Here is a 13,814-nt window from a genome sequence, read left to right on the forward strand (position 1 = left end):
GTTGCGCGCCATTTTGGATCAGCTCTCACAGAAAATCCTTGTCATCGCTCTTGGCGATCTCGTCAGGAAGGTCGATAATGGTCTCGGTCATCCTGTTCTCCTGCTTTGTCGTCGGTCTTTGAACAACCTCAGACGACGAAGAAGCACGGTGGCCGCCAGCCTGGCCGCGCGCTGCGCCAAAAGGCGCCGCGCTCGGCCTCTTACACCACCGCAGTGGCACTACCGCATAAGGTCATCGGCGAACCCACCTTCCCCGACGCTATCCGCGACCAAATCGTTGAAAATGCTTACCGCATCGATGTCGATGTTGCGACCATGCGAAAATGGTCCAGCGCAGCCCAGCACGGGGTCGAGCCGATCTGGAGCTATGCGGGATTTTGGGTGACGCGGCCTGATCAGGCGGCGCGGTTTTCAGTGTCGTTTGAGGCAACACCGTCAGTGAATGTGACGCCTTCGATGATCAAAGGCAACTGGTTCGCGCCCTTCAGGCGACGCCATGTCTTGGCTGCGGCCTGAACGAGCTTGAAGACCATCAGCTTCGCCGTCTTCTGCGACAACGCTCCCTTGGTGCGCACGGTCCGATGTCGGACGGTGGCGAAGACGCTCTCGATCGGGTTGCCCGTGCGCAGGTGATCCCAGTGTTCGCCTGGGAAGTCGTAGAAGGCGAGAAGCGCCTCGCGGTTCTTGGTCAGGCACGTGACCGCCTTGTCGTATTTGGCACCGTATTTCTCGGCGAAAGTGTCCATGGCGGTTTCCGCTGCGGCACGTGTGTCGGCCCGCCATATTTCCTTCAGATCGGCCTTCACCGCCGGCTGCATGGATTTCGGGAACTTGTTGAGCACGTTGGCGATCTTGTGGACCCAGCATCTTTGATGGCGCGTGCCCGGGAAGACCTCATCGAGCGCCTTCCAGAACCCCATGGCCCCGTCGCCGACCGCGATCTCGGGCGGCACTGCGAGGCCGCGCGCCTTGATATCTACCAAGAGCTCCCGCCAGCTCTGGGCACTTTCTCGCACGCCGACCTGGAAACCGACGAGTTCCTTCTTCCCCTCGGGCGTGGCCCCGAGAATGACCAGCATGCACTCGGCCTGTGGCTCCATCCGGGCCTGCAGATACACGCCATCCGCCCAGATGTAGACGTATTGACGGGCCGAGAGGTCGCGGCGCTGCCAGCGGTCATAGTCCTGCTGCCACTCCCCGGTCAGCCGCGAGATCACGCTTGGCGACAGGTTCGGCGCATCCTTCCCCAGGATTGCGGCCAGAGCCTCCTGGAAGTCGCCTGTCGAGATGCCGCGCAGATACAGGACCGGCAGCAGCGCATCGAGGCTACGAGAGCGGCGCGCCCATTTCGGCAGGATCGCCGAGGTGAACCGGATCTTCTGGTCGGCTGGCACGTCAGTGGCGCGGTCGCGCACCTTCGGGCGCTGGACGTCGAGCGCCCCGATCCCAGTCTGGATGCTGCGCTCCGGCCCGTAACCATGTCGCACAACCCGCTGGCGGCCGTCCGGCAGGAGGTCTTCTGCATACTCTGCAACGAAGGCGTCGGCCTCTGCCCGCAGCGCGGCAGCCAGCATGCGGCGCGCCCCTTTGCGTGCGATCTCGGTCAGCGGGTCATCGACAGATTCCAGCTGACGAAGGGCGATGATGTCTGTAGTCTTCTCCATGGCGTATCGTTCCTCTTGGAAGTTCTGGCAGGCTTCAGCACCCGCCACGATACGCCACCCTCTCAAAACCCGTCACCCAGTTTTCCGCATAGCTCCCTGTCGCAAATATTCGGACGTAATGGACACGGTTTTTTTCATAGCCTTAAAATTTGTCGGAGCGCTTATACGGCCGGATACATGGATTGTTATCATGGCAGGTGTGAGCGTTTTTGCGTTTTGGAGGCGCAAGATCAAACTTGCGGTAATGACCATGCTGGGGCTTTTTTTAGCTTTGTCCCTCATGGCGGTCATGCCAATCGGGCAAGCACTCGTGGCCCGCATCGAGGCGCAATACGCGCCGCCGTCTTCTCTTGATAGTCTCGCCGGTATTGTCGTGCTTGGCGGCGGTGAGAACCTGCCTGCATCAAGTCGCTGGGATACTGTGGTTCTCGGCGATGGAGCGGAGCGTCTCACGGCAACGCTTGAACTGGCGCGGCGTTTTCCTGACGCCAAAATAGTATATGCAGGTGGTAGCGGCCGGGTGCGAGATGCATTTGGAGCTCAGCTGACTGAGGCCGATATAGCGCAGCACTTTCTGTTGAATATGGGACTAGCGCCTGAGCGCCTCCTGACCGACCCGACGTCTCGCAACACTGCAGAAAACGCCGCGCGTGCAATGGAATTGGCCACGCCCGAAGTGGGCCAGACTTGGGTGCTCGTCACGAGTGCATTCCACATGCCCAGAGCGATAAGGAGCTTTGAAGCTGCAGGTTGGAGCGAGCTTGTGCCTTATCCGGTAGACTATCGCACGGGTACGTTTACAAATGGTTTGGGCTGGGATCTCACTGGCAACCTTGCCATGTTGCAAATTGCGATCAGGGAAGCTGTCGGCTCGTTTGCGTACCGGCTCACAAATAGGTAAGGCGCGAGAATTCATGAAAAAAGTATTCATCACCGGTACGGCAGGCTTCATAGGCTTCCATCTTGCCCAGCACCTTCTGAAGGAAGGTTTTGCGGTACACGGCTTCGACGGCATTACGGATTACTACGACGTAAGGCTAAAGCAACGCCGCCACCAAATGCTGCTTCAGAACGCTCATTTCAAAGCGACCCAGGCCATGCTGGAAGACAAAAATGCTGTGGATAGGGCCATCGATGAGTTTGCACCGGATGTCATTGTTCATCTCGCAGCACAAGCCGGGGTGCGCTACAGCCTCGAAAATCCAAGGGCCTATCTAGACGCGAATGTGATCGGCACATTTAATGTTATGGATGCTGCGAAGCGTCACGAAGTTGAACATCTTCTGATGGCATCGACGTCGTCAGTTTATGGCGCAAATACAGAGATGCCGTTTGTTGAGACGGAAAAAGCGGACACGCAGCTTACGATTTACGCTGCGACCAAGAAAGCAAACGAGAGCATGGCGCACGCCTACGCGCATCTTTACGATTTGCCGACGACTATGTTCCGCTTTTTCACAGTATACGGTCCTTGGGGGCGCCCAGATCTTGCTCTCTTCAAGTTTGTCGATACTATTTTGGAAGGCCGGCCAATCGACATTTACAATCACGGCGATATGTACCGCGACTTTACATATGTTGATGATCTTGTGCATGGCATTCGTCTGCTGATCGATGCCGCACCGAAATGGCTAGAGCCGAGTGAACCTATCCCGGAAGGGGACAGTATTTCTCCGGTAGCACCTTATCGTGTGGTTAATATCGGGAATTCCCAAAAGGTCAGACTGTTGGATTTCGTGGACGTGATCGAGGCTGAACTCGGTATAAAAGCCAACAGAAACTACATGGATATGCAGCCTGGTGATGTGCCCGCAACTTGGGCGAATGCAGATCTGTTGCAGCAGTTAACAGGGTATAAGCCACAAACCGATATCCGTGACGGCATTGCAAAATTCGTCACTTGGTTTCGTGACTATTACGGCAAGTAAATTCTAATATCAGGAGCAGTCATGCAAAAAGCATTCGAAGACCGCGTGATTGCGGTCATCGGCCTCGGCTATGTCGGCCTTCCACTCGCAGTAGAGTTTGGAAAATCTCGTCCCGTCATTGGGTTCGATATTCAATCATCTCGCATATCGGATCTCACTAATGGGCATGACGTTACTCTTGAGGCCAGTCGAGACGAGTTGTCGTCGGCTGAACACATCAGGTTTACGGATGATGCCAGTGAACTTAACGCGGCCAGTATATTTATTGTTACTGTTCCGACACCGATCGATAGCCATAAACGCCCGGATCTAACGCCACTTATTAAAGCCTCAGAAACGGTGGGTGCTGCGCTCAAACCGGGTGATGTGGTCGTGTACGAGTCGACAGTTTACCCAGGCGCTACGGAGGAAGTTTGCGTTCCTATCCTGGAGCGAATTTCTGGTCTGCGATTCAATCAAGATTTCTTCGCTGGCTATAGCCCGGAACGCATAAATCCGGGAGATAAAAAGCATAGGCTTCCTGATATTAAAAAGGTCACATCAGGTTCGACGCCGGAGATGGCAAAAGCGATCGACGCTCTTTACGGTGAGATTATTAAGGCGGGTACGCATCTGGCGCCGTCCATTCGCGTGGCGGAAGCAGCAAAGGTTATTGAAAATACACAGCGCGACTTGAATATCGCTTTGATTAATGAACTCGCGTTGATCTTTAACCGTATGCAAATCGATACGCAGGCCGTTCTTGAAGCTGCTGGCACAAAGTGGAACTTCTTGCCATTTCGTCCGGGATTGGTTGGCGGGCACTGCATCGGTGTTGACCCCTATTACTTGACCCACAAAGCTGAAGAGATTGGCTACCACCCCGAAATCATTCTTGCCGGACGTCGCCTGAACGACGGTATGGGCGCTTATGTCGCCGGGCAGCTCGTCAAAGCGATGATGAAGCAGAAAGTTCAAGTCAACGGTGCAAGGGTGTTGGTTCTTGGTCTTGCCTTCAAAGAAAACTGCCCAGACTTGCGTAATACGCGGGTGATAGACGTTATACGCGAACTGGAAGATTTTGGAGCAGTGGTTGACGTTTGTGATCCGTGGGTAGACGCGGCTGAAGCAAAGCACGAGTATGGAGTGACCATGGTCACGTCGCCTGAAACCGGCACATATGATGGAATTGTCTTGGCCGTGGCACATGATGATTTTCGAGAGCTTGGGGCGACTGGTGTGAGAGCTTACGGTCGCGCCCCGCATCTCTTCTACGATCTCAAGCATGTTTTCAGCAGGGATGAAGCAGACTTGCGGCTTTGAGCTGAGGCTAGCGCTATGCACATCGTTCTAACTGTCAACGCCGCCTGGAATATTCTGAATTTTAGGCGTCCGTTGTTTGAGTCCTTGATCAGTGATGGTCACGACGTGACGGTGCTGGCTCCCAAGGATGAGGCCGTGGCCACGCTCAAAGCTTTGGGCTGCCAATTTGTGCATCTTGAATGGACGCCAAGGGCCTGTCACCTGTCCACGACTTGGGTTTGGTGCGCCGAATGCGCGCGGAATTCAAGCGTCTGAAGCCTGACGTAGTTTTGAGTTTCACGATAAAAAACAATATTTATGGGGCAGTTTTATTCATTGTGGGCTCCCAAAGGAGGGCGCGAGGACTGAAGACGTCGGTGAACAAGCTCTGATGCGCGGGTTGGATACCGCATGACCGAATGTGCGTCTCGGGGCTATTCCTATCTTACAGCGGGCGTCAACTTGTGTTGGCCTCAAAGCGACTGTCGGATATTCCCCTGCCGTTGCCCTCGCGCCCGCCATTGGGCGCATGTAGACCGCATCTAACCGGCGGGCATTGTGCGGCGGGCGATGTCCCACATGAAGGCAGCCATTTCCCTTGCGATAGCCGTGGTGACGACTGTCGATTTCTTACCCCGTTGGCTGAGTTTGCGATACCGCGTCGTCAGACGAGATTGTGCTTTCCAGGCAATGTCCTGAATCTCAGCAGATTGTTCCTGAAGGATGTAGAGTTTCCTCGCTCCCGGGCGTGCTGGCAACCGATAGGTCCAAGCACCTTCGATCAGCTTATGACGAACTCGGGAGTTGCCCGCTCTGGTAATCCCACCACGTTTGGTCGTTTTCCCGGTCGAGTATTCGCTTGGCACGAGACCCAAATAGGCCATCAGTTTCACCGGCGTCTCGAAACGACGCACATCGCCAATCTCAGCCATGAACGTGACGGCGCTGATCAATGCGACGCCCCTCAAGGCCTGGAGCGCAGTCACAGCCGGGGCGAGGTCCCATTCCGGCACGAGAGCTTCTATATGTCCGGTCAGCCGGTCATGGCGTTCAGTGGCATTCCGCTCAGCTTGCAGCATCTCCTGAAGAGCGAGCTGATGGGCCGGATGAGCGAAGCTCTGGCTTTGCAGCCATCGACGATATCGCATCGTCCACGGCTTGGTCCGATGATAGATCCGACCGTGGCGCAGCATGAACGCTGAAACGAGCTGGCGTTTGTGCCTCTGGTCCTCTGCCGCGCTTTCTCGGGCACGAACCAGGTCGCGCATCGCTTCATGCCTTGCATCAGGAACCCAGATGGGTACCAGCTGCCCGGCGCGAAACAGGCGGGCCAGTCGAATTGCATCCAGCCGGTCTGTCTTTACGCGATCACCGGCACGCACAGGAATCAACGAGGGCGCAACAACACAGCATTCGAAACCGAACGAACGCACCTGCCGATAAACGCCATATCCGGTAGGTCCCGCTTCATAGCATACCGAAACAGGCAACCCACGGCCGGAAAGTTTTTTGAGCAGTCGGTCAACGCTGGCAGGGGTGTTCTCAAAGGTGCCCAAGCTGAGCACCTCATCGCGCACCCCACCACCGGCAATTGCAACTGCCAGCTTGTCTTTCGAAACGTCGATCCCGACATGGATCGTCAGTTGTTCTTTTGTCATGCCTTCCTCCATCGCAGATCGACGGCACTTGCCGCCATGCGATCAGAATACAGGCTGAACCGTCATGCGCGCGCAGCTGGAAAAAGACATGCGGTCTTACCCAGGACCTGTCTCGTCTTCTGGTGAACAGCCTCCATGACTGGCCGCTGGCAGAGCGCGCGAAACTCTCCCGGCACAACAAGGTGGCCAAGGCGATCAACTACATGTTTGAGAAGCATGGTCGTTGGCAGGCCTTCACGGCATTCCTCGATGACGGGCGTATCTGCCTGACGAATAATGCGGCCGAACGCGCCCTGCGCGGCGTGGACTTGGGCCGAAAGTCGTGGCTCTTCGCGGGTTCCGAGCGCGGCGGTGAGGCCATTGCGGAAAGCCGGGAATTGGTGCCAATCCATACGCAACCGCCCAGCGTCTTTCACTTTGCAAATAGATGCCCACCCTCGCCGCCCTGTAGATGGTAAATAAGGATGTCACTGATTTAGTGACGGACAGGCAGGCGTGGCAGCGCTTTTCGTCACCGTTTTTGTGACGCCCTGTCACTGCTTCGATGACGGCCGACATTTAGTCATCACCATTTTGATGACGTGCCGTCACCAATTTGATGACAGGGTTTTTCTTTCCCCGGCTGCCGCGCGAGTTGTGAACGGTTGCCTTGTGCACCGGGTAGTCTGCGCCGTCCCTCCAGTCATTGAACAGCTTGCGTCCGTCGCGCTTTTCACCATGCGGCAATGGGATCTCGGTTAGTTCAAAAGCCGGGCAGGTCGCTTGCCCCTCGACGCCAAGGCGTGCGTGCTCCGTTACGACGATGAAGCCCTTGGCTTGCAAATCGTGAAACGCACGCGCCGCCGTGTTGATACCTACGCCTAGCCGATCAGCCGCTTGCCGAACGCTCAGGCGTATCTTGCCATTGTTATTGTTTTGCGGCCCCCGCCATTCCAGTTTTAGCCAAGGATAGAGCGCCTGCGCTGTCGGCCTCAGCGCGCGCCATGCAGGCGTTTCCATCGTGTTGCGCACCAGCTTAGTGAAATGCTCTACACGGGCTTCATTGCGTTTGTCTCGACCCATCAGCATACCTCCTGAACGAACTGCCGGATAAGGTCGCGCTCTCGTGCTTCAATGTACTTCAAGTGTTCCAATTCATGCGCAGGCAAATGCCGCTCGATTGCGCTTCTCACCATGTCGCGCAGAGCGCCGGGCGGGATTGCGTCCAGCTCGGCAGCATATGGATACGGCCAGCGCCGATCTGCCGCCGACTTCGATTTCGCCGGGCGCGTAGGTAGGCGCATATCCTCCACTTGGTCGAGCGTTAGGCCCAGAGAATGAAACTCGACACTGACGGCATATTCCGCACCGAACCTTTTGACCTTCTCACACAAGGATTGTTCTGCATCCTTGCCGGACCGGTCGAAGTCATAGAGCGCGTAGACCACCAGTGTTTTGCCGGTGCCGCGTAGAGCTTCAACAGCCTCATGCGCGAAAGTCTCGGATGTGTAACCGCCGGTCGGCATGAGCGGCACATCATATTCTGCGGTCACCGGGTAGACGACACCGGCCAACGCCGATTTTTCAATCCAGATTTCAACCTCTTCTGGAGAGTCGGACCACAAAGCCTTGCGATAAAGCTTTGCGGTGCTTTGAAGCGCATCCTCGATCCCGTCAAAGGTGCGCGGTTTGCGCATGTAGCGGGTCGCATCGGCAATGACGCGATAGGGCATTTTGCCTTCGCGTCGGAGTTTCAAAATCTGGGCTTGAACCTTGTTATAGCCACTCTCCGATTTCTCGATCAGACCGGCCACGGTTGCCGCGTAGAACTCTTGACGGACCGTTACCGGCCCATGCCGTTCGGCATAGTCGATAAGGAACGCGGCGCGCTCGGCCATCTCCGCTTTGGTCGCCCGGTTCCGTTTTATCGGGCTGGCCTGATAAACGTCCGTCACGGCAAGACCTCAGCCTTGGCAACCTCCCACGCGGTGAGTTCAGACAGCTTCCACCGCGTGCATCCCGGCGAGAGGCGCACCGGGCTCGGCATGTCGCTGCGTTCGCGCTGCCAGCGCCACCACGTATTACGGCTGATACCGTATCGCGCGGCGCAGTCTGTATCGCGTAGAAACGTTTCGGGCATTGTCGGCTCCTGTTGTTACAGGAACAAACAAGCCAGAATTGAGAAGCTTAGTAATCGACACTTGCGCCTTATTCGCCGCCTATGTGTCTACTTCATGGTCCCCGATGTGCTTTGCCCAAGCACGAAATGCAGATTGAGGATTGCCCTCAATCTCTAGCTTCTCAAATAAATCAGACAGAAACTTGCCGAAGCGCGAAGCCGGGTTAGGATACTTTCTTGGAGCGGGACTACCTGTCTGCGCCTTCCAGATACCTCTACTGTAGTCCACGAGTTTTATTGCCGGCTCATTCATTCTAGAAACTTTGTCTCTAGTTAGCTCAGAGGTATTGACAAATTCGCGTGCATTTCTGGCGTCAGCGCACAAAGAATTTGCATTTTCCAGAAATGACCCAAGACCGTGTCCATAACTAAGGCCAATTAGAACGTCGCTTGCCCTTTCTGACATTTCGTCTTCGATGGCAGTCAGAGCTGCGCGAAGCGATCGTTCAAATTTTTCTAAAGCGGCGATGTCTCTTTTCCGATCAAAGAACATTCCGTAGTTGAGATATATGCCGCACCAGAGGCTTGAAGCCATAGACATGGCGGAAGCTTCATCAAGGGAGAATTTATCGACATATAAATCTGCAACCCTTCTTTGCATCTCACTGGCGCTGGATTTCTCATATTTATAGTCGCCGCTCATCTCACTGCGCCCATCTGGACTATCTTGGTACCGGCCTCACCTTTGAGGAACCGCGCCCAAGCTGCCATCATCTGACGCCGCTTTTCAATCATGTCGCCCCTGCGATAAGCCCGCTCTACAGTGCTGCCCACGTTATGCGCCAAGGCAATCTCTGCAATGTCCCGCTCAAATTCGGTGCACTCCGCCGTCCAATCGCGGAACGTGCTGCGCAGCCCGTGAGGCACGGCAGGACGGCCCGAACGCGGGTCGATATACCCATCGTCCCGCGCCTCATTTATCCGCTTCATGCAGGCGCTCAGCGCCATGTCGGACAGCGCACCGCCGCGCGCGGCTGGGAATACGTAGTCGCTGCCCTTCATCCTCGGCAACGCCTTCAAAAGCGCCACGGCCTCTGCCGTGAGTGGGACGCGGTGTTCCCTCCCCGCTTTCATCCGCTCGGCCGGAATGACCCACATGGCCGTGTCCAAGTCGATCTCGGTCCAAGTCGCCCCGCGAACCTCGCCGGATCGTGCCGCCGTGAGCGCAACAAACTCCAGCGCCCGCGTTGCCATGCCTTCACGATTGCGCAGATCGGAGAACCAGTCCGCCGCATCGGCCAGCGAAAGCGCCGGGTTGTGTTTGACCTTCGCCACCTTGCCGGGCTTGGGCAGCACTGCGTCAAGATTTCCGCGCCAGCGCGCAGGGTTGTCGCCCGTGCGATGTCCGCCCACCGTTGCCCAAGATAGAACTACCTCGATGCGCCCTCGAAGCCGGGATGCCGTCTCGGTCTTCGTGGTCCAGATCGGCTCTAGCACGCGTAACACGTCAGACACGCCAATGTCCGACACCGCCATGCTGTCCAGCACTGGCACCGCGTAGGTCTCCAAGGTGCTACGCCATTGCTTTTTGTGTTTCTCGTTTTTGAACTCAGCCGTTCGAGCCTCAAGCGTTTTTTCCATCGCCTGGGCAAAAGTAAGTCGGCGCTTTTCGGCTAGTGGGTCGATACCCTGCCAGATCATATCCTTCACGCTACGCGCCCTTTCGCGCGCCTGCGCCAAAGTCACATCGGGATAAGAGCCAAGGCCGATCTGGCGGCGCTTGCCTTTGACAGTGGCCCGCAAGAGCCATGAGCGCGCCTCAGTTGGTGTAACCTGCAAGAGCAGCCCATCAACGCCGCCGACCGCAACATTGCGATTTCCGCCGGTGCCAGGGTGAACAATTTTGCGCACCTCCGCCGCCGACATTTCTTTCGCTTTCCTTGGCACAATCCAATATCCTTCCTACCCTCCTTAAAGTAGTGGCATGGGGCGGTATCTGTTGCAACAGAATGTTACATAAATTTGATTCAAGCCATTGTTATTTATTATTTAAATGATGTGTATTGTTACATACTGAAACACTGACATGGTGGCCACCTCCTCCGCCAGATTCCCCAGTGTTAGCTTGGGACGGCACAAAAATGCCCACGATTTGCTGGATTTTGGCAACTTCCAATCAACATCTGGCCTCAAACCCCGCACATAAAATGTGGGACAAAATGAGGGCCAAGAGATGGACGGCTTTTCCTATCCTGAATCAGATCGGCGCATAAAGTCCGGACCCCACGTAGAGAAGAAACTGAACGCGGCTTTCGTCCGGAAAGCTGGTCCCGGTCGGCACACGGACGGCGGTGGGCTATACCTGAAAGTTGATCCTTCCAGCGCAAGGCGTTGGATACTGCGAACGGTTGTTCGCGGGCGTCGCCGGGATTTCGGTCTTGGGTCTGCCAATCTGGTTTCGCTGGCGGAAGCTCGCGAGAAGGCTTTCGAGCTTCGTCGGGTCGCGAGAAGCGGGGGTAACCCCAAAGTTCGCACCCGCGAAGATGAGGGCAAGGCCACCACCTTCGAAGAGATTGCTCGCCAAGTTCATAACCGCAAGTTCAAAGACAACAAGAACAATGGCAAGCACATTGCGCAATGGATTCGAACACTTGAAACCTATGCCTTTCCAACGCTTGGCAACCTGACAGTTTCCGAGATTCATCAAGACGACATCGAGGTTGCCCTCGACCCCATTTGGACCACCAAGCCAGAAACTTCGCGCCGGGTGCTACAACGCATCTCCACGGTGCTCGACTTCGCGTGTGACCGTGGCTACCGCACAACTGGTAACCCAGCGACCGGGATGCTTAGCTCTATGCGCCCCCAAGGGAAGAAGTCGGAGCACCACGCAGCGGTTCGCGCGAACAGCTTGAAACGACCCGGATTATGCCCACGCTTCAAGCTCCGAGCGATCTTGTTCAGGCCGTGACACGGCTCATGGCGTCGGTATTTCTGCCACCATCAAATGGGGATCTGGCCATGCGATGGGCGGCAAAAATTGCACCCGCGTCAGTTCGGCCCCGGGCTGATGCGCCAGTCCCCCTCTGCCGTGCGGCAACGCCATATGCGAAACGTGACTGGCTCCGGCCGTTTCACGGTGCTGAAACGATGCACCAGCTCGACACAATTCCCTTGTTTCTGGCCAAGCGTCACAAGCCCCGTCGAGCGGCTTCTGGAATTGCTCCAGCGCCGCGCATCGTCGGTGCGCCCCATTGGCTCATAAAGTTGTCGCGCGGCGTTTTCCATACCCCAGATATCCTCCGGGGAAAGACCTGAATCGTTCAAAATACTGCCTAGGCTGCGCGCCTGAGCCTCCCCTGCCAACGTCAATGGCAGCGCGAGAAGAACAGCACACAAAAAAATCTTCTTGTTCAACGGGAAATCCTTTCGCAATCAATCTATCAAGGGCTTCAGGGTACCGTGGGTTTTTCGAGACGCAAGGCCCGTGCCGACCGCCCCGTGCAACAGCCTGGCAATGTCAGAGGAAACCGGGTTGAGGCGCAATCGGCGCCGCCTTAGCCTGCCCGATGACAAAACGCGATCCATTCAAGCATTTCAAAACCGGCCAGGACAGTATCCGGCTGGCCTTTATGCTTAATGTCCCGTTTCTGCTGTCGCTGCGCAACGTCGAGGACCTGCTTCACGAACAAGGTATCGATGTCAGTCACCGTACGGTGCGGCATTGGTCGCAACGCGTTCGCCCCCTCTTCGCGGCGGAGATCAAACAGCGCCGCGTGGCCGGAATGAAATCAGCTGTTGGCGCGGGCATCTCGACGAGATGTTCGTGACGATCAACTGCGAGAGGCACGACCCCTGGAGGCATGCGTGGTCGTGGCGCTCCCGTAACGAACTTGTCCCACAGTGCTTCCGTCCATTCATGAGAAAGGATCGCACCATCAAACCATGGGATCAAACACCTAGTCTGACAGCACCCTCGAGAGCATTCGCCACACAGTGATGCCATATGTTCGATGTCCGCCAAGGCTGAGCGGTGTGGCGGGTCTGTTCTGAGCCCGCGGCACTAGTCAGCCGTGCCTCGCGTGGCTTCAGTTGGCACGGATCTGACCCCGAATGCGCCAATCAGGTTCAGCGGCGCCATGCCCAGAATGCGCTTCACCTTGCGCCCCATGTGTCAGACAGCCGATAGCCCTCGGGCCAGGGATCGGACGGGTCCAGCATGTGCTGATGTATCCCGGTGATCCACCCCCGCCCCGAGATTTCCGGCAGGATCGCCGGGCGATTGCCCACCCGGGTCTCACCCAGAATCGTGCCGGAGAAGGTCGAACCGATCACGGAACGCGCAGTCAGGCGATCACCGATCCGCATCTGGCCGCACGAGTGCAACACGGCCATGCGGGCCGATAGCGCGGTCCCTGTCGGGGACCGGTCGACCTTGCCCGGCTGAATGGCGACCGCCGCCGAGGTTTCCAACCCCTGTGCGCCCTGTTCCAGAGGACCGGCAAAAAGACAAAACGAGATATGCCGCCAATCGGGATTTTCGGGATGGGTAAAGCCAAGCTGTTCATTCGCGGCATTGGTGATCCGCACACCGAGCGTCGCGATGTCATGCGCCTCGCTTTGGGTCAGTGTAAAGCCAAGCGCTGTGGCGTCGACCATGACGAAACTATCGCCGCCATAGGCGGTATCGACCGCCAGCGTGCCAATCCCCTCGACCTCCAGCGTCAGGTCGAGGGCCGCGGCAAACGAAGGCAGGTTCTGCACGTGAATGCGCTCGGCCTTGCCATCGCGGCAATCGGCCCGCACACGCACAAGCCCACCGGGCGCCTCGAGCACGAGATGCGTCCGGGGCTCTTGCATGGGGATGATGCCCCCATCGAGCAGAACGGTGGCTACGCAGATCGAATTCGAGCCGGACATCGGCGGCGTGTCCTCGGGCTCCATGATGATGAAGGCGGCATCCGCCTCGGGGTGTTTCGGCGGCACCAGAAGGTTGACGTGGCGAAAGACCCCGCCACGTGGTTCGTTCAGCACGAAGTTGCGCAAGCTTGCGTCCTGCGCGATCCACCGGCTTTGGTCCCAGAGCGTCTCGCCGGGCGGCGGCAGCACACCGCCGACGATCACGTCGCCCACTTCGCCTTCGGCATGGGCCGAGATGACATGAACCGTGCGGGATGCGCGCATG

Annotated in this window: 13 protein-coding genes and 2 pseudogenes; 6 read left to right on the top strand and 9 right to left on the bottom strand. The window is 57.0% G+C overall.

Annotation, left to right across the window (positions count from 1 at the left end; genetic code table 11):
- Positions 1-395: 395 nt before the first annotated feature.
- A complete protein-coding gene (locus RAZWK3B_RS08370) occupies positions 396-1,664 on the bottom strand; it encodes an IS256 family transposase (protein WP_007814098.1) in 1,269 nt (422 codons plus the stop codon).
- A gap of 190 nt (positions 1,665-1,854) precedes the next feature.
- Between RAZWK3B_RS08370 and RAZWK3B_RS08375 the strand changes: the two genes are divergently transcribed.
- The 3 genes from RAZWK3B_RS08375 to tviB are packed head-to-tail and all read left to right on the top strand — an operon-like array spanning position 1,855 to position 4,894.
- Positions 1,855-2,565, top strand: coding sequence for a YdcF family protein (locus RAZWK3B_RS08375; protein WP_198133272.1), 711 nt, complete (start codon positions 1,855-1,857; stop codon positions 2,563-2,565).
- Positions 2,566-2,578: 13 nt separating this feature from the next.
- Positions 2,579-3,592, top strand: a complete 1,014-nt coding sequence (locus RAZWK3B_RS08380) for an SDR family NAD(P)-dependent oxidoreductase (RefSeq protein WP_007814101.1) — start codon at positions 2,579-2,581, stop codon at positions 3,590-3,592.
- A 21-nt stretch (positions 3,593-3,613) separates the two neighbouring features.
- On the top strand, positions 3,614-4,894 hold the full coding sequence (gene tviB, locus RAZWK3B_RS08385) for a Vi polysaccharide biosynthesis UDP-N-acetylglucosamine C-6 dehydrogenase TviB (RefSeq protein WP_007814103.1): 1,281 nt from the start codon (positions 3,614-3,616) through the stop codon (positions 4,892-4,894).
- A 521-nt stretch (positions 4,895-5,415) separates the two neighbouring features.
- Here the strand turns inward: tviB and RAZWK3B_RS08395 are convergent.
- A complete protein-coding gene (locus RAZWK3B_RS08395; protein ID WP_007814105.1) occupies positions 5,416-6,531 on the bottom strand; it encodes an IS110 family RNA-guided transposase in 1,116 nt (371 codons plus the stop codon).
- Here RAZWK3B_RS08395 and RAZWK3B_RS22000 point away from each other — a divergent pair.
- A pseudogene (locus tag RAZWK3B_RS22000) lies at positions 6,525-6,914 on the top strand (IS66 family transposase); the annotation flags it as partial. The gene RAZWK3B_RS08395 and the pseudogene RAZWK3B_RS22000 overlap by 7 nt on opposite strands.
- 175 nt (positions 6,915-7,089) lie before the next feature.
- Here the strand turns inward: RAZWK3B_RS22000 and RAZWK3B_RS08405 are convergent.
- From RAZWK3B_RS08405 to RAZWK3B_RS08415, 5 genes are all read right to left on the bottom strand, one after another.
- A complete protein-coding gene (locus tag RAZWK3B_RS08405) occupies positions 7,090-7,593 on the bottom strand; it encodes a GntR family transcriptional regulator (protein ID WP_007814110.1) in 504 nt (167 codons plus the stop codon).
- Positions 7,593-8,465: a hypothetical protein gene (locus RAZWK3B_RS08410; protein ID WP_007814112.1), complete on the bottom strand. Its 873-nt coding sequence runs from the start codon at positions 8,463-8,465 to the stop codon at positions 7,593-7,595. The genes RAZWK3B_RS08405 and RAZWK3B_RS08410 overlap by 1 nt, the downstream gene beginning before the upstream one ends.
- Positions 8,462-8,650, bottom strand: a complete 189-nt coding sequence (locus RAZWK3B_RS20555; RefSeq protein ID WP_083799070.1) for a helix-turn-helix transcriptional regulator — start codon at positions 8,648-8,650, stop codon at positions 8,462-8,464. Before RAZWK3B_RS20555 ends, RAZWK3B_RS08410 begins: the two co-directional genes overlap by 4 nt.
- 79 nt (positions 8,651-8,729) lie before the next feature.
- Complete coding sequence (locus RAZWK3B_RS21145) at positions 8,730-9,332, bottom strand: hypothetical protein (protein WP_007814114.1); 603 nt, start codon at positions 9,330-9,332, stop codon at positions 8,730-8,732.
- The gene (locus RAZWK3B_RS08415) at positions 9,329-10,555 is read right to left on the bottom strand and encodes a tyrosine-type recombinase/integrase (protein ID WP_007814116.1); all 1,227 of its coding nucleotides are present in this window, start codon (positions 10,553-10,555) and stop codon (positions 9,329-9,331) included. The genes RAZWK3B_RS21145 and RAZWK3B_RS08415 overlap by 4 nt, the downstream gene beginning before the upstream one ends.
- Before the next feature lie 307 nt (positions 10,556-10,862).
- On the opposite strand from RAZWK3B_RS08415, the gene RAZWK3B_RS08420 reads away from it, so the two are divergent.
- Complete coding sequence (locus tag RAZWK3B_RS08420; RefSeq protein ID WP_007814118.1) at positions 10,863-11,600, top strand: tyrosine-type recombinase/integrase; 738 nt, start codon at positions 10,863-10,865, stop codon at positions 11,598-11,600.
- An 80-nt stretch (positions 11,601-11,680) separates the two neighbouring features.
- On the opposite strand, the gene RAZWK3B_RS21150 is transcribed toward RAZWK3B_RS08420, so the two are convergent.
- Positions 11,681-12,046, bottom strand: a complete 366-nt coding sequence (locus RAZWK3B_RS21150; RefSeq protein ID WP_157132202.1) for a hypothetical protein — start codon at positions 12,044-12,046, stop codon at positions 11,681-11,683.
- 152 nt (positions 12,047-12,198) lie between these two features.
- On the opposite strand from RAZWK3B_RS21150, the pseudogene RAZWK3B_RS08430 reads away from it, so the two are divergent.
- Positions 12,199-12,491: pseudogene (locus tag RAZWK3B_RS08430) on the top strand (transposase family protein); the annotation flags it as partial.
- A gap of 293 nt (positions 12,492-12,784) precedes the next feature.
- Here the strand turns inward: RAZWK3B_RS08430 and RAZWK3B_RS08435 are convergent.
- A complete protein-coding gene (locus tag RAZWK3B_RS08435) occupies positions 12,785-13,813 on the bottom strand; it encodes a trans-3-hydroxy-L-proline dehydratase (RefSeq protein WP_007814124.1) in 1,029 nt (342 codons plus the stop codon).
- Position 13,814: the final 1 nt, after the last annotated feature.

Source organism: Roseobacter sp. AzwK-3b (assembly GCF_000170875.1).
In the GTDB taxonomy this organism is placed as follows: Bacteria; Pseudomonadota; Alphaproteobacteria; order Rhodobacterales; family Rhodobacteraceae; genus Roseovarius; species Roseovarius litoreus.

Coding starts and splice junctions, on each gene's coding strand:
- RAZWK3B_RS08370 (WP_007814098.1), bottom strand. CDS start 1,664: ATGGAGAAGACTACAGACATCATCGCCCTTCGTCAGCTGGAATCTGTC.
- RAZWK3B_RS08375 (WP_198133272.1), top strand. CDS start 1,855: ATGGCAGGTGTGAGCGTTTTTGCGTTTTGGAGGCGCAAGATCAAACTT.
- RAZWK3B_RS08380 (WP_007814101.1), top strand. CDS start 2,579: ATGAAAAAAGTATTCATCACCGGTACGGCAGGCTTCATAGGCTTCCAT.
- tviB (WP_007814103.1), top strand. CDS start 3,614: ATGCAAAAAGCATTCGAAGACCGCGTGATTGCGGTCATCGGCCTCGGC.
- RAZWK3B_RS08395 (WP_007814105.1), bottom strand. CDS start 6,531: ATGACAAAAGAACAACTGACGATCCATGTCGGGATCGACGTTTCGAAA.
- RAZWK3B_RS08405 (WP_007814110.1), bottom strand. CDS start 7,593: ATGGGTCGAGACAAACGCAATGAAGCCCGTGTAGAGCATTTCACTAAG.
- RAZWK3B_RS20555 (WP_083799070.1), bottom strand. CDS start 8,650: ATGCCCGAAACGTTTCTACGCGATACAGACTGCGCCGCGCGATACGGT.
- RAZWK3B_RS21145 (WP_007814114.1), bottom strand. CDS start 9,332: ATGAGCGGCGACTATAAATATGAGAAATCCAGCGCCAGTGAGATGCAA.
- RAZWK3B_RS08415 (WP_007814116.1), bottom strand. CDS start 10,555: ATGTCGGCGGCGGAGGTGCGCAAAATTGTTCACCCTGGCACCGGCGGA.
- RAZWK3B_RS08420 (WP_007814118.1), top strand. CDS start 10,863: ATGGACGGCTTTTCCTATCCTGAATCAGATCGGCGCATAAAGTCCGGA.
- RAZWK3B_RS08435 (WP_007814124.1), bottom strand. CDS start 13,813: ATGCGCGCATCCCGCACGGTTCATGTCATCTCGGCCCATGCCGAAGGC.